30 protein-coding genes are annotated in these 16,732 nt (G+C 54.9%); all 30 read right to left on the reverse strand.

Annotated elements, in window-relative coordinates:
* Positions 1–13 precede the first annotated feature (13 nt).
* Complete coding sequence (gene rpsD / locus KGA89_RS13635) at positions 14–634, reverse strand: 30S ribosomal protein S4 (protein ID WP_003176404.1); 621 nt, start codon at positions 632–634, stop codon at positions 14–16.
* A gap of 18 nt (positions 635–652) precedes the next feature.
* Positions 653–1,042, reverse strand: a complete 390-nt coding sequence (gene rpsK, locus KGA89_RS13640) for a 30S ribosomal protein S11 (protein ID WP_002555466.1) — start codon at positions 1,040–1,042, stop codon at positions 653–655.
* Between the two features lie 30 nt (positions 1,043–1,072).
* On the reverse strand, positions 1,073–1,429 hold the full coding sequence (rpsM, locus tag KGA89_RS13645; protein ID WP_003186020.1) for a 30S ribosomal protein S13: 357 nt from the start codon (positions 1,427–1,429) through the stop codon (positions 1,073–1,075).
* A gap of 130 nt (positions 1,430–1,559) precedes the next feature.
* Positions 1,560–1,676 (reverse strand): 50S ribosomal protein L36, encoded by a 117-nt coding sequence (gene rpmJ / locus KGA89_RS13650; protein WP_002555468.1) that lies wholly within the window; start codon positions 1,674–1,676, stop codon positions 1,560–1,562.
* A gap of 30 nt (positions 1,677–1,706) precedes the next feature.
* On the reverse strand, positions 1,707–3,035 hold the full coding sequence (gene secY, locus KGA89_RS13655; RefSeq protein ID WP_003186029.1) for a preprotein translocase subunit SecY: 1,329 nt from the start codon (positions 3,033–3,035) through the stop codon (positions 1,707–1,709).
* Positions 3,036–3,473, reverse strand: a complete 438-nt coding sequence (gene rplO / locus KGA89_RS13660) for a 50S ribosomal protein L15 (protein ID WP_003186032.1) — start codon at positions 3,471–3,473, stop codon at positions 3,036–3,038. It abuts the gene before it with no gap.
* A gap of 3 nt (positions 3,474–3,476) precedes the next feature.
* Positions 3,477–3,653, reverse strand: a complete 177-nt coding sequence (gene rpmD / locus KGA89_RS13665; protein ID WP_003186033.1) for a 50S ribosomal protein L30 — start codon at positions 3,651–3,653, stop codon at positions 3,477–3,479.
* Between the two features lie 2 nt (positions 3,654–3,655).
* Entirely contained in the window at positions 3,656–4,156 is a 501-nt protein-coding gene (gene rpsE / locus KGA89_RS13670; RefSeq protein WP_003186035.1) for a 30S ribosomal protein S5, read from the reverse strand.
* Between the two features lie 3 nt (positions 4,157–4,159).
* Entirely contained in the window at positions 4,160–4,510 is a 351-nt protein-coding gene (gene rplR, locus KGA89_RS13675) for a 50S ribosomal protein L18 (RefSeq protein ID WP_003186037.1), read from the reverse strand.
* A 10-nt stretch (positions 4,511–4,520) separates the two neighbouring features.
* Positions 4,521–5,054 (reverse strand): 50S ribosomal protein L6, encoded by a 534-nt coding sequence (gene rplF / locus KGA89_RS13680; RefSeq protein WP_003186039.1) that lies wholly within the window; start codon positions 5,052–5,054, stop codon positions 4,521–4,523.
* Positions 5,055–5,066: 12 nt separating this feature from the next.
* Positions 5,067–5,459, reverse strand: coding sequence for a 30S ribosomal protein S8 (rpsH, locus tag KGA89_RS13685; protein WP_003186040.1), 393 nt, complete (start codon positions 5,457–5,459; stop codon positions 5,067–5,069).
* A gap of 210 nt (positions 5,460–5,669) precedes the next feature.
* Positions 5,670–5,975, reverse strand: coding sequence for a 30S ribosomal protein S14 (gene rpsN / locus KGA89_RS13690; protein WP_003186042.1), 306 nt, complete (start codon positions 5,973–5,975; stop codon positions 5,670–5,672).
* A gap of 13 nt (positions 5,976–5,988) precedes the next feature.
* The gene (rplE, locus tag KGA89_RS13695) at positions 5,989–6,528 is read right to left on the reverse strand and encodes a 50S ribosomal protein L5 (protein ID WP_003186044.1); all 540 of its coding nucleotides are present in this window, start codon (positions 6,526–6,528) and stop codon (positions 5,989–5,991) included.
* A 20-nt stretch (positions 6,529–6,548) separates the two neighbouring features.
* Positions 6,549–6,863, reverse strand: coding sequence for a 50S ribosomal protein L24 (rplX, locus tag KGA89_RS13700; RefSeq protein WP_003186046.1), 315 nt, complete (start codon positions 6,861–6,863; stop codon positions 6,549–6,551).
* Positions 6,864–6,874: 11 nt separating this feature from the next.
* Complete coding sequence (gene rplN / locus KGA89_RS13705) at positions 6,875–7,243, reverse strand: 50S ribosomal protein L14 (protein ID WP_002555479.1); 369 nt, start codon at positions 7,241–7,243, stop codon at positions 6,875–6,877.
* A 23-nt stretch (positions 7,244–7,266) separates the two neighbouring features.
* The gene (gene rpsQ, locus KGA89_RS13710) at positions 7,267–7,533 is read right to left on the reverse strand and encodes a 30S ribosomal protein S17 (protein WP_003194644.1); all 267 of its coding nucleotides are present in this window, start codon (positions 7,531–7,533) and stop codon (positions 7,267–7,269) included.
* 2 nt (positions 7,534–7,535) lie between these two features.
* Positions 7,536–7,727: a 50S ribosomal protein L29 gene (rpmC, locus tag KGA89_RS13715; protein ID WP_002555481.1), complete on the reverse strand. Its 192-nt coding sequence runs from the start codon at positions 7,725–7,727 to the stop codon at positions 7,536–7,538.
* On the reverse strand, positions 7,727–8,140 hold the full coding sequence (rplP, locus tag KGA89_RS13720) for a 50S ribosomal protein L16 (RefSeq protein ID WP_003186052.1): 414 nt from the start codon (positions 8,138–8,140) through the stop codon (positions 7,727–7,729). Before rplP ends, rpmC begins: the two co-directional genes overlap by 1 nt.
* A 12-nt stretch (positions 8,141–8,152) precedes the next feature.
* Positions 8,153–8,839, reverse strand: a complete 687-nt coding sequence (rpsC, locus tag KGA89_RS13725) for a 30S ribosomal protein S3 (RefSeq protein WP_003176422.1) — start codon at positions 8,837–8,839, stop codon at positions 8,153–8,155.
* A 13-nt stretch (positions 8,840–8,852) separates the two neighbouring features.
* Positions 8,853–9,185: a 50S ribosomal protein L22 gene (gene rplV, locus KGA89_RS13730; protein ID WP_003103908.1), complete on the reverse strand. Its 333-nt coding sequence runs from the start codon at positions 9,183–9,185 to the stop codon at positions 8,853–8,855.
* A gap of 11 nt (positions 9,186–9,196) precedes the next feature.
* A complete protein-coding gene (rpsS, locus tag KGA89_RS13735) occupies positions 9,197–9,472 on the reverse strand; it encodes a 30S ribosomal protein S19 (RefSeq protein ID WP_002555486.1) in 276 nt (91 codons plus the stop codon).
* A gap of 16 nt (positions 9,473–9,488) precedes the next feature.
* Positions 9,489–10,313, reverse strand: a complete 825-nt coding sequence (gene rplB / locus KGA89_RS13740) for a 50S ribosomal protein L2 (RefSeq protein WP_003186055.1) — start codon at positions 10,311–10,313, stop codon at positions 9,489–9,491.
* Positions 10,314–10,327: 14 nt separating this feature from the next.
* Positions 10,328–10,627: a 50S ribosomal protein L23 gene (gene rplW, locus KGA89_RS13745; protein WP_002555488.1), complete on the reverse strand. Its 300-nt coding sequence runs from the start codon at positions 10,625–10,627 to the stop codon at positions 10,328–10,330.
* On the reverse strand, positions 10,624–11,226 hold the full coding sequence (gene rplD / locus KGA89_RS13750) for a 50S ribosomal protein L4 (protein WP_003186057.1): 603 nt from the start codon (positions 11,224–11,226) through the stop codon (positions 10,624–10,626). Before rplD ends, rplW begins: the two co-directional genes overlap by 4 nt.
* Positions 11,227–11,238: 12 nt before the next feature.
* Entirely contained in the window at positions 11,239–11,874 is a 636-nt protein-coding gene (gene rplC / locus KGA89_RS13755; protein WP_003186059.1) for a 50S ribosomal protein L3, read from the reverse strand.
* A gap of 80 nt (positions 11,875–11,954) precedes the next feature.
* On the reverse strand, positions 11,955–12,266 hold the full coding sequence (gene rpsJ, locus KGA89_RS13760; protein ID WP_003186070.1) for a 30S ribosomal protein S10: 312 nt from the start codon (positions 12,264–12,266) through the stop codon (positions 11,955–11,957).
* A gap of 157 nt (positions 12,267–12,423) precedes the next feature.
* Positions 12,424–13,617: an elongation factor Tu gene (tuf, locus tag KGA89_RS13765; RefSeq protein ID WP_003186071.1), complete on the reverse strand. Its 1,194-nt coding sequence runs from the start codon at positions 13,615–13,617 to the stop codon at positions 12,424–12,426.
* 30 nt (positions 13,618–13,647) lie between these two features.
* Positions 13,648–15,753, reverse strand: a complete 2,106-nt coding sequence (gene fusA, locus KGA89_RS13770) for an elongation factor G (RefSeq protein WP_003206094.1) — start codon at positions 15,751–15,753, stop codon at positions 13,648–13,650.
* Between the two features lie 30 nt (positions 15,754–15,783).
* Positions 15,784–16,254 carry a 30S ribosomal protein S7 gene (gene rpsG, locus KGA89_RS13775; protein ID WP_003186074.1) on the reverse strand — a complete coding sequence of 157 codons (471 nt, stop codon included), beginning with the start codon at positions 16,252–16,254 and terminating at the stop codon, positions 15,784–15,786.
* A gap of 102 nt (positions 16,255–16,356) precedes the next feature.
* The gene (rpsL, locus tag KGA89_RS13780) at positions 16,357–16,728 is read right to left on the reverse strand and encodes a 30S ribosomal protein S12 (protein WP_003186084.1); all 372 of its coding nucleotides are present in this window, start codon (positions 16,726–16,728) and stop codon (positions 16,357–16,359) included.
* Positions 16,729–16,732: the final 4 nt, after the last annotated feature.

Raw genomic sequence — 16,732 nt, forward strand, 5'->3', positions numbered from 1 at the left:
TATTTTCTAGCCCTTACTTGGAGTAGAGCTCGACAATCAGGCTTTCGTTGATGTCGGCGGACAGATCACTGCGAGCAGGAACGTTCTTGAAAACGCCCGACTTCTTCTCAGTGTCTACTTCTACCCATTCTACGCGGCCACGTTGGGCACACAGATCGAGAGCTTGGACAATGCGAAGTTGGTTCTTTGCTTTCTCGCGAACAGCAACCACGTCACCAGCACGAACCTGGTAGGACGGAACGTTTACGGTCTGACCGTTAACGCTGATCGACTTGTGCGATACCAGCTGACGAGATTCGGCACGAGTAGAACCGAAACCCATACGGTATACAACGTTGTCCAGGCGGCATTCGAGCAGTTGCAACAGGTTTTCGCCGGTTGCGCCTTTCTTGCCAGCAGCTTCTTTGTAGTAGCCGCTGAATTGACGCTCGAGAACGCCGTAGATACGACGGACCTTCTGCTTTTCACGCAGTTGGGTGCCGTAGTCGGACTGGCGACCGCGGCGTTGGCCGTGGATACCAGGTGCTGCTTCAATGTTGCACTTCGATTCGATCGCGCGCACGCCGCTCTTCAGAAAAAGATCGGTGCCTTCGCGACGAGCGAGTTTGCATTTTGGACCAATGTAACGAGCCATTCTTTACAATCTCCTGGATTACACGCGGCGCTTCTTCGGCGGACGGCACCCGTTGTGCGGGATTGGCGTCACGTCGGTGATGCTGGCGATCTTGTAGCCACAGCCGTTCAAAGCGCGGACTGCGGATTCACGACCTGGACCTGGACCCTTGACGTTGACGTCGAGGTTTTTCAGGCCGTATTCCAGCGCAGCTTGACCAGCACGCTCAGCAGCTACTTGAGCAGCGAACGGGGTGGACTTGCGGGAACCGCGGAAACCCGAACCACCGGAGGTAGCCCAGGAAAGAGCGTTACCTTGACGGTCGGTAATGGTCACGATGGTGTTGTTAAAAGAAGCATGGATGTGGGCGATGCCATCAACCACTGTCTTTTTAACTTTTTTACGAGGACGAGCAGCAGGTTTTGCCATGATTAAATTCCTGTCGATTCGCTGGGGCGATTACTTGCGGATCGGCTTACGCGGACCTTTACGGGTACGCGCGTTGGTCTTGGTACGCTGACCGCGTACTGGCAGACCACGACGATGACGCAGACCGCGATAGCAACCGAGGTCCATCAAGCGCTTGATTTTCATGTTGATTTCGCGACGCAGGTCACCTTCAGTGGTGAACTTCGCCACTTCGCCACGCAGCTGTTCAATCTGCTCGTCGCTCAGATCTTTGATCTTTGCCGCTGGGTTGACCCCAGTCACTGCACAAATTTTCTGTGCAGTAGTGCGACCAACACCATAGATGTAGGTCAGCGAGATAACAGTATGCTTGTTATCTGGAATGTTGACGCCTGCAATACGGGCCATTCAGTGGGACTCCAATTGACAGCTACCTACGCCCCGGAAGCCAAGAAATAGGGCGCGAGATAATATCGCTGTAATAACAAATAATCAACCCGGCAGCGCACTAGCTGCCGGGCTTAAAGCACAATCACACTCAGCCTTGGCGCTGTTTGTGACGCGGTTCCGCGCTGCAAATTACCCGAACAACACCTTCGCGGCGAATAATCTTGCAGTTACGGCACAGCTTTTTCACCGATGCACGAACTTTCATCACCAACTCCTCGAACCTTATGGACGCTACTCAGCGCAACATGCCGCTGCCGTAGCCCTTCAGGTTGGCTTTCTTCATCAGGGATTCGTACTGGTGCGAAACGAGGTGCGATTGTACTTGGGACATGAAGTCCATCACAACCACGACCACGATCAGCAACGAGGTCCCGCCAAGGTAGAACGGTACGTTTGCCGCAACCACCAGGAACTGGGGCAACAGACAGACGGCCGTCATGTAAAGAGCACCGAACATGGTCAAGCGAGTCAGAACGCCATCAATGTAGCGCGCAGACTGCTCACCTGGACGGATGCCCGGAATAAAGGCACCGGACTTCTTCAGGTTTTCCGCTACGTCTTTCGGATTGAACATCAACGCCGTATAGAAGAAGCAGAAGAAAATAATCCCTGCACTAAACAGCAGAATATTCAACGGCTGACCAGGAGCGATCGACTGCGAGATGTCCTGCAACCAGCCCATACCTTCAGACTGGCCGAACCAGGCACCCAACGAAGCCGGGAACAGCAGGATGCTGCTCGCGAAAATAGCCGGAATTACGCCGGCCATGTTCACCTTCAACGGCAAGTGGCTAGTCTGCGCAGCAAATACCTTGCGGCCCTGCTGACGCTTGGCGTAGTGAACAGCAATACGACGCTGGCCACGCTCAATGAACACCACGAAACCGATAATCGCTACTGCCAGCAGACCGATGGCAACCAGGGCGAAAATGTTGATATCACCCTGACGCGCAGACTCGAAAGACTGCCCGATCGCTCTCGGAAGACCGGCGACGATACCTGCGAAGATCAACATCGAGATACCGTTGCCAACACCACGCTCAGTAATCTGCTCACCCAGCCACATCATGAACATCGCGCCCGCCACAAAAGTGGTTACCGCAACGAAATGAAAGCTGAAGTCAGCAGTGAACGAAACGCCCTGCCCCGCCAAGCCGATGGACATGCCAATGGCTTGAACGAGAGCGAGGACGACAGTGCCGTAGCGGGTGTACTGGCTGATCTTGCGACGGCCAGCTTCACCTTCCTTCTTCAACTGCTCCAGCTGCGGGCTGACGGCGCTCATCAATTGCATGATGATCGATGCCGAAATGTACGGCATGATCCCCAGTGCAAAGATGCTCATCCGCTCCAGCGCGCCGCCGGAAAACATGTTGAACAAGCTAAGAATGGTCCCCTCATTCTGTCGAAACAGGTCCGCGAGTCGGTCCGGGTTGATACCTGGAACCGGGATGTGTGCGCCTATTCGGTAGACGATAATCGCCAGGAACAGAAAACGCAGACGAGCCCAGAGTTCAGACATACCGCCTTTGCCGAGCGCAGAGAGAGCACCTTGCTTAGCCATTTATTCCTCGAACTTGCCGCCAGCTGCTTCGATAGCCGCACGCGCACCTTTGGTGGCGCCGATTCCCTTTCCGATGGTGACAGCACGAGCAACTTCGCCCGACAGCATGATTTTCACACGCTGAACGTTCTGGTTGATCACGTTGGCATCCTTCAGGGACTGCACGGTGACGATGTCGCCGTCCACTTTGGCCAGCTCGGACAGACGCACTTCTGCGCGGTCCATGGCTTTCAGGGAAACGAAACCGAACTTCGGCAGGCGACGATGCAGCGGCTGTTGACCGCCTTCAAAGCCTGGAGCAATGGTGCCACCGGAGCGGGAGGTCTGACCTTTGTGGCCACGGCCACCGGTCTTGCCCAAACCACTACCGATACCACGGCCCGGACGATGCTTTTCGCGACGGGAACCCGGCGCTGGACTCAGATCATTGAGTTTCATCGATTAACCCTCGACACGCAGCATGTAGTAAGCCTTGTTGATCATCCCGCGATTCTCGGGAGTATCCAGGACTTCTACAGTGTGACCGATGCGACGCAGACCCAGACCCTTAACGCACAGTTTGTGGTTAGGGATGCGGCCGGTCATGCTTTTGATCAGCGTAACTTTTACGGTAGCCATGATCAGAAGATCTCCTTGACGCTTTTGCCACGCTTGGCGGCAATGGATTCAGGAGACTGCATTGCTTTCAAACCCTTGAAAGTGGCGTGAACCACGTTTACCGGGTTAGTCGAGCCATAGCACTTGGCCAGAACGTTCTGAACGCCAGCAACTTCGAGGACAGCACGCATAGCGCCGCCAGCGATGATACCGGTACCTTCAGAAGCAGGCTGCATGTACACCTTCGAAGCGCCATGGGCGGACTTCATTGCGTACTGCAGAGTAGTGCCGTTCAGATCAACCTGGATCATGTTGCGGCGAGCAGCTTCCATTGCCTTCTGGATCGCAGCAGGCACTTCACGCGACTTGCCACGGCCGAAGCCAACACGGCCTTTACCATCACCCACTACGGTCAACGCAGTGAAAGTGAAGATACGGCCGCCTTTAACGGTTTTGGCTACGCGGTTAACTTGAACCAGCTTCTCGATGTAGCCTTCGTCGCGCTTTTGGTCGTTATTTGACATAACTTAGAACTCCAGCCCAGCTTCACGAGCAGCATCAGCCAGCGCCTTGACGCGGCCGTGGTACTTGAAGCCAGAGCGGTCGAAAGCCACCTGCGAGACGCCAGCGGCTTTAGCACGCGTAGCGACCAGCTGGCCAACCTTAGTGGCCGCGTCGATGTTGCCAGTGGCACCATCACGCAGTTCTTTATCCAAAGTCGAGGCACTTGCCAGGACTTTGTTGCCGTCGGCCGAAATGACCTGGGCGTAGATGTGCTGCGACGAGCGGAACACGCAGAGACGCACGACTTCGAGTTCGTGCATTTTCAGGCGTGCTTTGCGAGCGCGACGCAGTCGAGTAACTTTTTTGTCGGTCATTTGCTATGCCCTACTTCTTCTTGGCTTCTTTACGACGGACGACTTCGTCCGCGTAGCGCACACCTTTGCCTTTGTACGGCTCTGGTGGACGGAAGTCGCGGATCTCGGCGGCCACTTGACCTACCAGCTGCTTGTCGATGCCCTTGATCAGGATATCGGTCTGGCTAGGAGTCTCAGCGGTGATGCCTTCCGGCAGTTCATAATCCACTGGGTGCGAGAAGCCAAGAGCCAGGTTCAGCACTGTGCCTTTTGCTTGCGCTTTGTAACCAACACCGACCAGCTGGAGCTTGCGCTCGAAGCCTTGGCTTACGCCTTGGACCATGTTGTTTACCAACGCACGAGTGGTACCAGCCATTGCGCGAGTCTGTTGATCGCCATTGCGAGCAGCGAAACGCAGCTCACCAGCTTCTTCAACGATCTCAACGGACGAATGGATGTTCAGTTGCAGAGTGCCCTTGGCACCCTTCACCGAAAGCTGTTGGCCTGCGAATTTGACTTCGACACCGGCTGGCAGCTTAACGGGGTTCTTAGCGACGCGTGACATGCTTATCCCCCCTTAGAACACAGTGCAAAGAACTTCGCCGCCGACACCGGCAGCGCGCGCAGCACGATCCGTCATCACACCCTTGTTGGTGGAGACGATAGACACACCGAGACCGCCACGAACTTTTGGCAGATCATCGACGGACTTGTACTGACGCAGGCCTGGACGGCTAACGCGCTTCACTTCCTCGATGACCGGACGGCCTTCGAAGTACTTCAGCTCGATGGACAGCAGTGGCTTGATTTCGCTGCTGATCTGATAACCCGCAATGTAACCTTCGTCCTTCAGGACTTTGGCAACAGCTACCTTCAAAGTAGAAGATGGCATGCTTACGACGGACTTTTCAGCCATCTGGGCATTACGGATACGAGTTAGCATGTCCGCTAACGGGTCCTGCATACTCATGGGCTAGACGCTCCTAATACACAAAAAATTAGCCTTTCGGCTAGTACGTGTCGCCGAGCGCATCCGTGCAATAAAAACACGGGCTCAGGCGAGCCGGGTATTCTAGACACACCCCACAAATGAATCAAGCCCCAATAGGGGCTTGATTCATGTTCAAGGTCACCGACGGTCAGGATCTTCCGATCCCGAACGCCGCGACTTTGACAGTGCTTACCAGCTGGCTTTAACCAGACCTGGAACGTCACCACGCATTGCAGCTTGACGCAGCATGTTACGGCCAAGGCCGAACTTGCGGTACACGCCGTGCGGACGACCAGTCAGGCGGCAGCGGTTACGCATGCGCGACGCGCTTGCGTCACGTGGCTGCTTCTGCAGGGCTACGGTAGCTTCCCAACGCGCTTCTGGACTTGCGTTCAGATCAACGATGATAGCTTTCAGCGCTGCACGCTTGGTGGCGTACTTGGCAACGGTGAGCTGACGCTTCAGCTCACGGTTTTTCATGCTCTTCTTGGCCATTTTCCTACTCCAATCAGTTGCGGAACGGGAATTTGAAAGCGCGCAGCAGTGCGCGACCTTCGTCATCCGTCCGAGCAGTGGTGGTCAGGGTAATGTCCAGACCGCGGAGAGCGTCGATCTTGTCGTAATCGATTTCCGGGAAAATGATCTGCTCTTTAACGCCCATGCTGTAGTTGCCACGACCATCGAAGGACTTGGCATTCAGGCCGCGGAAGTCGCGAACCCGAGGCAGGGAGATCGACAGCAGACGATCCAGGAACTCGTACATACGCTCACGGCGCAGGGTCACTTTGACGCCGATCGGCCAACCTTCACGGACTTTAAAGCCAGCGATGGATTTCCGAGCGTAAGTCACAACGACTTTCTGACCGGTGATCTTTTCCAGGTCGGCAACAGCGTGCTCGATGACTTTTTTGTCGCCGATCGCTTCGCCCAGACCCATGTTCAGGGTGATTTTGGTAACGCGCGGAACTTCCATCACGTTCGAAAGCTTAAGTTCTTCCTTAAGTTTCGGTGCGATTTCCTTCCGGTAAATCTCTTTTAGTCGTGCCATGGTCTTCTACCTAGCAGTGTTCAAGCATCAACCGCTTTTTGGGTCGACTTGAAGACACGAATTTTCTTACCGTCTTCTACTTTGAAACCAACGCGGTCAGCCTTGTTGGTTTCGCCGTTGAAGATGGCGACGTTGGAAGCGTGCAGTGGCGCTTCTTTCTCGACGATACCGCCCTGTACGCCCGACATCGGGTTAGGCTTGGTATGACGCTTGACCAGGTTCAGACCACCAACAACCAGACGGTTGTCAGCAAGAACCTTCAGCACCTTACCGCGCTTACCTTTGTCTTTGCCGGCGATCACGATGATCTCGTCGTCACGACGAATCTTTTGCATGTCGGATCTCCTTACAGCACTTCTGGGGCGAGCGAGACGATCTTCATGAACTTCTCAGTACGAAGTTCACGGGTCACTGGCCCAAAGATACGGGTGCCGATCGGCTCTTGCTTGTTGTTCAACAGAACAGCAGCGTTGCCATCAAAGCGGATGATGGAGCCGTCAGCACGACGGACGCCATGGCGAGTGCGGACTACGACAGCAGTCATCACTTGGCCTTTTTTCACCTTACCGCGAGGAATTGCTTCCTTGACGGTAACTTTGATGATGTCACCGATACCAGCGTAACGACGATGGGAGCCACCCAGCACCTTGATGCACATAACACGGCGAGCGCCGCTGTTATCGGCCACATCGAGCATGGATTGAGTCTGAATCATATAATTTCTCCGACCCCTAGCCCTTAGACTTCCACAGCGCGTTCGAGAACATCAACCAGCGCCCAAGACTTGGTCTTGGCCATCGGACGAGTTTCACGAATAGTGACTTTGTCGCCGATGTGGCACTGATTGGTTTCGTCGTGCGCGTGCAGCTTAGTCGAACGCTTAACGTATTTACCGTAGATCGGGTGCTTAACGCGACGCTCGATCAGAACGGTGATGGTTTTGTCCATCTTGTCGCTGACAACACGGCCAGTCAGCGTACGGACAGTTTTTTCGGCTTCAGCCATGATTACTTACCTGCCTGCTGGTTGAGCACAGTTTTCACGCGAGCGATGTCACGCTTAACTTGCGAGAGCAGATGAGACTGCCCCAACTGGCCAGTTGCTTTCTGCATACGCAGATTGAACTGGTCGCGCAGCAGGCCGAGCAGTTGCTCGTTCAGCTGCTGTGCTGATTTTTCACGAAGTTCATTCGCTTTCATCACATCACCGTCCGTTTAACAAAGGAGGTGGCGAGCGGCAGCTTTGCAGCAGCCAGGGCGAAAGCCTCACGCGCCAGCTCTTCAGAAACACCCTCGATTTCATACAGGACTTTGCCTGGCTGAATCTGGGCAACCCAGTACTCCACGTTACCCTTACCTTTACCCATCCGAACTTCGAGTGGCTTCTTGGTGACAGGCTTGTCCGGGAATACACGGATCCAGATCTTGCCGCCACGTTTTACGTGACGGGTCAGAGCACGACGCGCTGACTCGATCTGACGAGCGGTGAGACGACCACGAGCAACAGACTTCAGCGCGAACTCGCCGAAGCTGACTTTGCTACCGCGCAATGCCAGGCCACGGTTGTGACCGGTCATCTGCTTGCGGAACTTCGTACGCTTTGGTTGCAACATTTGGCGTACCCCTTACTTAGCAGCTTTTTTACGAGGCGCTGGTGCTTGTGGCTTCAGTTCTTCTTGGCGACCACCAATTACTTCGCCTTTGAAGATCCAAACCTTTACACCGATCACACCGTAGGTGGTGTGAGCTTCGTAGTTGGCATAGTCGATGTCGGCACGCAGGGTGTGCAGTGGCACACGACCTTCGCGATACCATTCAGTACGTGCGATTTCAGCACCGCCGAGACGACCGCTCACTTGGATTTTGATGCCTTTGGCACCAATGCGCATTGCGTTCTGTACAGCGCGCTTCATAGCGCGACGGAACATTACGCGACGCTCCAGCTGCTGAGCTACGCTCTGCGCAACCAGCATACCGTCGAGCTCCGGCTTGCGGATCTCTTCGATATTGATGTGCACAGGCACACCCATTTGCTTGGTCAGGTCCTGACGCAGTTTCTCAACATCTTCACCTTTCTTCCCGATAACGATACCTGGACGAGCGGTGTGGATGGTGATACGTGCAGTCTGCGCCGGACGATGGATATCGATACGGCTTACGGACGCGCTTTTTAGTTTGTCTTGGAGATACTCACGCACCTTCAGATCAGCGAACAAGTAGTCCGCATAAGTCCGACCGTCTGCGTACCAGACGGAGGTGTGCTCCTTGACGATTCCCAGGCGAATGCCAATGGGATGTACTTTCTGACCCATCTCTTCGACTCCGTTACTTGTCAGCAACCTTGACAGTGATATGGCAAGACCGCTTGACGATGCGATCAGCACGGCCTTTGGCACGTGGCATGATGCGCTTCAGCGAACGCCCTTCGTTGACGAAAACGGTGCTGACCTTCAGGTCATCAACGTCTGCGCCTTCGTTATGCTCGGCGTTGGCTACGGCCGACTCCAGCACTTTCTTCATGATCTCGGCGGCTTTCTTACTGCTGAAAGCCAACAGGTTGAGCGCTTCGCCCACCTTCTTCCCGCGGATCTGGTCGGCGACCAAGCGGGCTTTCTGGGCGGAGATTCGAGCGCCCGACAACTTAGCGGCTACTTCCATTTCCTTACCCCTTAACGCTTGGCTTTCTTGTCAGCCACGTGCCCACGGTATGTGCGGGTACCGGCGAACTCGCCCAGTTTGTGGCCGACCATGTCTTCGTTCACGAGAACTGGGACGTGTTGGCGACCGTTGTGTACTGCGATGGTCAAACCGACCATTTGTGGCAGGATCATCGAACGACGCGACCAGGTCTTAACTGGTTTGCGATCGTTCTTTTCCGCCGCCACTTCGATCTTCTTCAGTAGGTGAAGATCAATAAAAGGACCTTTTTTCAGAGAACGTGGCACTGTCGTATCCCTCTATTTACTTGCGACGACGGACGATCATTTTGTCGGTACGCTTATTACCACGAGTCTTCGCGCCCTTAGTCGGGAAGCCCCATGGCGATACCGGATGACGACCACCAGAGGTACGACCTTCACCACCACCATGTGGGTGGTCAACCGGGTTCATGGCAACACCACGAACGGTTGGGCGAACGCCACGCCAGCGCTTGGCACCAGCTTTACCCAACGAACGCAGGCTGTGCTCGGAGTTCGAGACTTCGCCCAGGGTCGCACGGCATTCAGCCAGTACTTTACGCATCTCACCAGAACGCAGACGCAGGGTCACGTAGACACCTTCACGAGCGATCAGCTGAGCCGAAGCACCAGCGGAACGAGCGATCTGTGCGCCTTTACCTGGCTTCAATTCGATGCCGTGTACGGTGCTACCAACTGGAATGTTACGCAGTTGCAGAGCGTTGCCCGGCTTGATCGGTGCCAGGGCACCTGCGATCAGCTGGTCGCCAGCACTCACGCCTTTAGGGGCGATGATGTAGCGACGCTCGCCATCTGCGTACAGCAGCAGAGCGATGTGAGCAGTACGGTTTGGATCGTATTCGATACGCTCGACGGTGGCAGCGATGCCATCCTTGTCGTTGCGACGGAAGTCGACCAGACGATAATGCTGCTTATGACCACCACCGATGTGACGAGTGGTAATACGGCCATTGTTGTTACGACCACCAGACTTCGATTTTTTCTCGAGCAGCGGTGCGTGAGGAGCGCCTTTATGCAGCTCCTGGTTGACCACCTTGACCACAAAACGGCGGCCAGGGGAAGTCGGTTTGCATTTAACGATTGCCATGATGCACCCCTTCCTTACTCAGCACTGCTGCTGAAATCGAGATCTTGGCCTGGCTGAAGGGAGATAACTGCCTTCTTCCAGTCATTACGCTTGCCCAGACCGCGAGCAGTGCGCTTGCTTTTACCCAGAACGTTCAGGGTAGTCACGCGCTCTACTTTCACGCTGAACAGGCTTTCGACGGCCTTCTTGATTTCCAGCTTGGTTGCGTCGGTAGCAACCTTGAAAACGAACTGGCCTTTCTTGTCTGCCAGAACCGTAGCCTTCTCGGAAACGTGCGGGCCAAGCAGAACTTTAAATACGCGTTCCTGGTTCATCCCAGCAGCTCCTCGAATTTCTTCACGGCCGACACGGTGATCAACACCTTGTCGTATGCGATCAGACTGACCGGATCGGAACCTTGCACGTCACGAACGTCGACGTGTGGCAGGTTGCGAGCAGCCAGGTACAGGTTCTGATCAACAGCGTCAGACACGATCAGGACGTCAGTCAGGCCCATGCCGTTCAGCTTGTTCAGCAGATCTTTGGTTTTCGGTGCTTCAACAGCGAAGTCCTGAACCACGACCAGACGATCAGTACGCACCAGCTCAGCAAGGATGGAACGCATTGCTGCGCGATACATCTTCTTGTTCAGCTTCTGGGAGTGATCCTGAGGACGAGCTGCGAAAGTGGTACCGCCGCCACGCCAGATTGGGCTACGGATAGTACCGGCACGAGCACGGCCAGTACCTTTCTGACGCCATGGGCGCTTGCCGCCACCGGAAACGTCGGAACGGGTCTTTTGCTGCTTGCTACCTTGACGGCCGCCGGCCATGTAGGCCACGACTGCTTGGTGAACCAGCGTCTCGTTGAATTCGCCGCCAAATGTCAGTTCGGAAACTTCGATCGCTTGAGCGTCATTTACATTTAATTGCATGTCAGCTTCCCCTTAACCGCGAGCCTTGGCTGCTGGACGTACAACCAAGTTGCCGCCAGTAGCGCCAGGAACAGCGCCCTTGACCAACAACAGATTGCGTTCAGCGTCCACGCGCACTACTTCGAGGGACTGCACGGTCACGCGCTCAGCGCCCATATGACCGGACATTTTTTTGCCCTTGAATACACGACCAGGAGTCTGGCACTGGCCGATAGAGCCTGGAACGCGGTGGGATACGGAGTTACCGTGGGTGTTATCTTGCCCGCGGAAGTTCCAACGCTTGATCGTACCCTGGAAGCCTTTACCCTTGGACTGACCGGTTACATCAACCAGTTGGCCAGCGGCGAAGATTTCAGCGTTGATCAGATCGCCGGCCTGGTACTCGCCTTCTTCAAGGCGGAATTCCATTACGGTACGACCAGCGGCAACGTTCGCCTTGGCGAAGTGGCCAGCCTGAGCTGCTGTTACACGCGAAGCGCGACGCTCGCCGACAGTGACTTGCACTGCACGATAGCCATCGGTCTCTTCAGTTTTGAACTGGGTGACGCGATTCGGCTCGATCTCAATGACCGTGACCGGAATGGAGACACCTTCTTCGGTGAAAATACGGGTCATACCGCATTTACGACCGACTACACCAATAGTCATGTTGTAAACCTCATGAGTGTACGGGGCTTTCACCCGCTATGGCCGCCCATTTCAGAGCGTTACACGACTAAGACCGAGTCTTAGCCGAGGCTGATCTGCACTTCCACACCGGCCGCAAGATCAAGCTTCATAAGTGCATCAACGGTTTTATCCGTTGGCTGGACGATGTCCAGAACGCGCTTATGAGTACGGATCTCGTACTGGTCACGCGCGTCTTTGTTGACGTGCGGGGAGACCAGAACGGTGAACCGCTCTTTACGGGTAGGCAGTGGAATTGGACCACGCACTTGAGCACCAGTACGTTTCGCGGTTTCCACGATTTCCTGGGTGGATTGGTCGATCAGGCGATGGTCAAAAGCCTTCAACCTGATACGGATTTGCTGATTTTGCATTGGATTTCAGACTCCGGCTGCTATTCCCACCGGGCGCAATACGCCCGTTAAAAGGAGGCGCAATTCTATAGACGCCCCTGATAGGTGTCAACCCAATAAAAAAGCCCCCGCTGGGCGGGGGCTTTTTCAACTCATCAAAGCTTACTCAAGAAAGAGCTTACTCGATGATTTTGGCTACGACGCCAGCGCCGACGGTACGACCGCCTTCACGGATAGCGAAACGCAGACCGTCTTCCATTGCGATGGTCTTGATCAGGGTGACAACCATTTTGATGTTGTCGCCTGGCATTACCATTTCAACGCCTTCTGGCAGCTCGCAGTTACCAGTCACGTCAGTTGTACGGAAGTAGAACTGTGGACGGTAGCCTTTGAAGAACGGAGTGTGACGACCGCCTTCTTCTTTGCTCAGAACATACACTTCAGCTTCGAACTTGGTGTGCGGCTTGACCGAACCCGGCTTAACCAGAACCTGGCCACGCTCAACGTCGTCACGCTTGGTACCACGCAGCAGAACGCCGCAGTTCTCGCCAGCACGACCTTCGTCGAGCAGTTTACGGAACATTTCAACACCGGTGCAGGTGGTGACGGTGGTGTCACGCAGACCTACGATTTCCAGTGGATCCTGAACCTTGACGATACCGCGCTCGATACGACCGGTCACAACAGTACCGCGACCCGAGATCGAGAACACGTCTTCGATTGGCATCAGGAACGGCTTGTCGATAACACGAACTGGCTCTGGGATGTAGCTGTCCAGAGTTTCTACCAGACGCTTGACAGCGGTGGTACCCATTTCGTTGTCGTCCTGGCCGTTCAGAGCCATCAGAGCCGAACCGATGATGATTGGAGTGTCATCACCTGGGAAGTCGTAAGTGCTCAGCAGATCGCGCACTTCCATCTCAACCAGTTCCAGCAGCTCAGCGTCGTCAACCATGTCAGCCTTGTTCAGGAAGACAACGATGTACGGAACGCCTACCTGACGGGACAGCAGGATGTGCTCACGGGTTTGAGGCATCGGACCATCAGCGGCCGAGCAAACCAGGATCGCGCCGTCCATCTGGGCAGCACCAGTGATCATGTTCTTCACGTAGTCAGCGTGACCTGGGCAGTCAACGTGAGCGTAGTGACGAATCGAAGAGTTGTACTCAACGTGCGCGGTGTTGATGGTGATACCACGAGCCTTTTCTTCCGGAGCGCTGTCGATTTTGTCGAAAGCAACAACGGCCGAACCGAAAACTTCGGAGCAGACGCGAGTCAGAGCCGCAGTCAGAGTGGTTTTACCGTGGTCAACGTGACCAATGGTGCCAACGTTGACGTGCGGTAGGGAACGATCAAATTTTTCTTTAGCCACGACAATTAACTCCTTGCCTAAAGGGCTGAATCAGCCTTGCTTTTTGGTAACAGTCTCGACGATATGCGACGGAGCTGTATTGTATTTTTTGAATTCCATAGAGTAGCTTGCGCGACCCTGAGACATGGAACGAACGTCGGTTGCATAACCGAACATTTCACCCAACGGAACCTCGGCACGAATGACCTTGCCGGAAACCGTATCTTCCATACCCAGAATCATGCCACGACGACGGTTAAGGTCGCCCATGACATCACCCATGTAGTCTTCAGGCGTAACGACTTCTACCGCCATGATCGGCTCGAGCAACTCACCACCGCCCTTCTGGGCCAGTTGCTTGGTTGCCATGGAAGCAGCCACCTTGAACGCCATCTCGTTGGAGTCGACGTCGTGGTAAGAACCATCAAACACAGTTGCCTTCAGGCCGATCAGCGGATAGCCGGCAACAACGCCGTTCTTCATCTGCTCTTCGATACCCTTCTGGATCGCCGGGATGTATTCCTTAGGAACCACACCACCTACGACTTCGTTCACGAATTGCAGACCTTCCTGACCTTCGTCAGCCGGTGCAAAACGGATCCAGCAGTGACCGAACTGACCACGGCCGCCGGACTGGCGAACGAACTTGCCTTCGATTTCACAGTTCTTCGTGATGCGCTCACGATAGGAAACCTGAGGCTTACCGATGTTGGCTTCGACGTTGAACTCACGGCGCATCCGGTCAACCAGGATGTCCAGGTGCAGCTCGCCCATGCCGGAGATGATCGTCTGACCAGTCTCTTCATCAGTCTTGACGCGGAAAGACGGGTCTTCCTGAGCAAGCTTGCCCAGAGCGATACCCATTTTTTCCTGGTCATCCTTGGTCTTAGGCTCAACGGCAACCGAAATAACCGGCTCCGGGAAGTCCATGCGAACCAGGATGATTGGCTTGTCGCCGTTGCACAAGGTTTCACCCGTGGTGACGTCCTTCATGCCGATCAAGGCCGCGATGTCGCCAGCGCGCACTTCCTTGATCTCTTCGCGGGCGTTAGCGTGCATTTGCACCATACGGCCTACGCGCTCTTTCTTGCCTTTTACAGAGTTGATCACGCCGTCGCCGGAGTTCAACACGCCCGAGTAAACACGGACAAAGGTCAAGGTACCCACGAATGGGTCGGTAGCGATCTTGAACGCCAGAGCCGAGAACGGCTCGCTGTCATCGGCATGACGCTCCAGCTCGATAGTCTCGTCATCCGGGTCAGTACCCTTGATGGCAGGAATGTCGGTTGGCGCAGGCAGGAAGTCGATAACGGCGTCGAGAACCAGGGGAACGCCCTTGTTCTTGAAGGAAGAACCGCAAACAGCCAGGACGATTTCACCAGCGATAGTACGCTGGCGCAGAGCGGCCTTGATTTCCTCGTTGGTGAGCTCTTCGCCCTCGAGGTACTTGTTCATCAGCTCTTCGTTGGCTTCGGCCGCAGCCTCAACCATGTTGCCACGCCACTTCTCGGCTTCTTCCAGCAATTCAGCAGGAATGTCCTTGCGAACAGGAACCATGCCTTTGTCAGCATCGTTCCAGTAGACAGCTTGCATGTTGATCAGATCGATCTGACCCTGGAAGTTGTCTTCGGAACCGATAGCCAGCTGAATAGGCACCGGAGTGTGGCCCAGACGCTGCTTGATCTGACCGATCACGCGAAGGAAGTTGGCACCAGCACGGTCCATCTTGTTCACATAAACAAGACGTGGAACGCCGTATTTGTTGGCTTGACGCCATACGGTTTCCGACTGAGGCTCAACGCCCGAGGTGCCGCAGAATACAACCACAGCGCCATCGAGTACGCGCAGGGAACGTTCTACTTCAATGGTGAAGTCAACGTGGCCCGGGGTATCGATGACGTTGAAGCGGTGCTCGTCCTTGTACTGCTTCTCGGAACCCTTCCAGAAAGCGGTAATGGCAGCAGAAGTAATGGTAATACCACGCTCCTGCTCCTGCACCATCCAGTCGGTGGTCGCGGCGCCATCATGCACCTCGCCCATCTTGTGGCTTTTGCCGGTGTAAAAAAGGACGCGCTCGGTGGTGGTGGTTTTACCAGCATCCACGTGAGCGACGATACCGATGTTACGGTAGCGGTTAATCGGTGTAGTACGAGCCATAAAGCCCTCGCAAATTGAGTGACGCTAAAATTAGAAGCGGTAGTGCGAGAAAGCCTTGTTGGCTTCAGCCATACGGTGCACGTCTTCACGCTTCTTAACTGCAGCACCTTTACCTTCAGCAGCGTCCAACAGTTCGCCAGCCAAACGCAGGGCCATGGACTTCTCGCCGCGCTTGCGGGCGAAGTCTACCAACCAGCGCATTGCCAGGGCGTTACGACGGGACGGACGAACTTCGACCGGAACCTGGTAAGTAGCACCGCCTACACGGCGCGACTTCACTTCGACCAGCGGAGCGATGGCGTCGAGAGCTTTCTCGAAGATTTCCAGGGGATCGCTGTTCTTGCGTTCCTTAACTTTGTCCAGTGCACCATAAACGATACGCTCGGCAACGGCTTTCTTGCCGCTTTCCATTACGTGGTTCATGAACTTGGCGAGAATCTGGCTTCCGTATTTCGGATCGTCCAGAATCTCACGTTTGGCTGCTACGCGACGTCTTGGCATTGATAAGCCCTCAAACGGTCTTCAGGTTAGCCCGGGACAGCGGATGCGTGCCCGACCTTACTCTTATCGACTCAATAAAATTAAAAACTGCAAAACGGCCGATTATTTCGGACGCTTGGTACCGTACTTCGAACGACCTTGGTTACGACCTTTAACGCCGGAAGTATCCAAAGAGCCGCGAACGGTGTGGTAACGAACACCTGGCAAGTCTTTTACACGACCGCCGCGGATCAGTACCACGCTGTGTTCTTGCAGGTTGTGGCCTTCACCGCCGATGTACGAGGAAACCTCGAAACCGTTGGTCAGACGCACACGGCATACTTTACGCAGTGCCGAGTTAGGTTTTTTCGGCGTGGTGGTATACACACGGGTGCATACGCCACGACGTTGCGGGCAGTTCTGCAGCGCAGGCACGTCGGATTTCTCGACGATACGCTTACGCGGCTGACGTACCAGCTGGTTGATAGTTGCCATCTAC

This window comes from Pseudomonas sp. A-RE-22, assembly GCF_019956035.1.
Lineage (GTDB): Bacteria > Pseudomonadota > Gammaproteobacteria > Pseudomonadales > Pseudomonadaceae > Aquipseudomonas > Aquipseudomonas brassicacearum.

Excerpts from the sequence above, each read along its gene's own strand:
- rpsH (WP_003186040.1), bottom strand. The coding sequence starts at position 5,459 with ATGAGTATGCAGGACCCGTTAGCGGACATGCTAACTCGTATCCGTAAT.
- rplP (WP_003186052.1), bottom strand. The coding sequence starts at position 8,140 with ATGTTGCAACCAAAGCGTACGAAGTTCCGCAAGCAGATGACCGGTCAC.
- rpsG (WP_003186074.1), bottom strand. The coding sequence starts at position 16,254 with ATGCCAAGACGTCGCGTAGCAGCCAAACGTGAGATTCTGGACGATCCG.
- rplF (WP_003186039.1), bottom strand. The coding sequence starts at position 5,054 with ATGTCACGCGTCGCTAAGAACCCCGTTAAGCTGCCAGCCGGTGTCGAA.
- rplO (WP_003186032.1), bottom strand. The coding sequence starts at position 3,473 with ATGAAACTCAATGATCTGAGTCCAGCGCCGGGTTCCCGTCGCGAAAAG.
- rpsC (WP_003176422.1), bottom strand. The coding sequence starts at position 8,839 with ATGGGTCAGAAAGTACATCCCATTGGCATTCGCCTGGGAATCGTCAAG.
- fusA (WP_003206094.1), bottom strand. The coding sequence starts at position 15,753 with ATGGCTCGTACTACACCGATTAACCGCTACCGTAACATCGGTATCGTC.
- rpsL (WP_003186084.1), bottom strand. The coding sequence starts at position 16,728 with ATGGCAACTATCAACCAGCTGGTACGTCAGCCGCGTAAGCGTATCGTC.
- rplX (WP_003186046.1), bottom strand. The coding sequence starts at position 6,863 with ATGCAAAAGATTCGTCGTGACGACGAGATCATCGTGATCGCCGGCAAA.
- rpsQ (WP_003194644.1), bottom strand. The coding sequence starts at position 7,533 with ATGGCTGAAGCCGAAAAAACTGTCCGTACGCTGACTGGCCGTGTTGTC.
- rplW (WP_002555488.1), bottom strand. The coding sequence starts at position 10,627 with ATGAACCAGGAACGCGTATTTAAAGTTCTGCTTGGCCCGCACGTTTCC.
- rpsK (WP_002555466.1), bottom strand. The coding sequence starts at position 1,042 with ATGGCAAAACCTGCTGCTCGTCCTCGTAAAAAAGTTAAAAAGACAGTG.
- rplV (WP_003103908.1), bottom strand. The coding sequence starts at position 9,185 with ATGGAAGTAGCCGCTAAGTTGTCGGGCGCTCGAATCTCCGCCCAGAAA.
- rpsN (WP_003186042.1), bottom strand. The coding sequence starts at position 5,975 with ATGGCCAAGAAGAGCATGAAAAACCGTGAGCTGAAGCGTCAGCTCACC.
- rpmJ (WP_002555468.1), bottom strand. The coding sequence starts at position 1,676 with ATGAAAGTTCGTGCATCGGTGAAAAAGCTGTGCCGTAACTGCAAGATT.
- rpmD (WP_003186033.1), bottom strand. The coding sequence starts at position 3,653 with ATGGCTACCGTAAAAGTTACGCTGATCAAAAGCATGACCGGCCGCATC.
- rplE (WP_003186044.1), bottom strand. The coding sequence starts at position 6,528 with ATGGCACGACTAAAAGAGATTTACCGGAAGGAAATCGCACCGAAACTT.
- rpsD (WP_003176404.1), bottom strand. The coding sequence starts at position 634 with ATGGCTCGTTACATTGGTCCAAAATGCAAACTCGCTCGTCGCGAAGGC.
- rpsE (WP_003186035.1), bottom strand. The coding sequence starts at position 4,156 with ATGTCAAATAACGACCAAAAGCGCGACGAAGGCTACATCGAGAAGCTG.
- rpmC (WP_002555481.1), bottom strand. The coding sequence starts at position 7,727 with ATGAAAGCGAATGAACTTCGTGAAAAATCAGCACAGCAGCTGAACGAG.
- rplB (WP_003186055.1), bottom strand. The coding sequence starts at position 10,313 with ATGGCAATCGTTAAATGCAAACCGACTTCCCCTGGCCGCCGTTTTGTG.
- rpsM (WP_003186020.1), bottom strand. The coding sequence starts at position 1,429 with ATGGCCCGTATTGCAGGCGTCAACATTCCAGATAACAAGCATACTGTT.
- secY (WP_003186029.1), bottom strand. The coding sequence starts at position 3,035 with ATGGCTAAGCAAGGTGCTCTCTCTGCGCTCGGCAAAGGCGGTATGTCT.
- rplR (WP_003186037.1), bottom strand. The coding sequence starts at position 4,510 with ATGACCGACAAAAAAGTTACTCGACTGCGTCGCGCTCGCAAAGCACGC.
- rplN (WP_002555479.1), bottom strand. The coding sequence starts at position 7,243 with ATGATTCAGACTCAATCCATGCTCGATGTGGCCGATAACAGCGGCGCT.
- rplC (WP_003186059.1), bottom strand. The coding sequence starts at position 11,874 with ATGACTATTGGTGTAGTCGGTCGTAAATGCGGTATGACCCGTATTTTC.
- rplD (WP_003186057.1), bottom strand. The coding sequence starts at position 11,226 with ATGCAATTAAATGTAAATGACGCTCAAGCGATCGAAGTTTCCGAACTG.
- rpsJ (WP_003186070.1), bottom strand. The coding sequence starts at position 12,266 with ATGCAAAATCAGCAAATCCGTATCAGGTTGAAGGCTTTTGACCATCGC.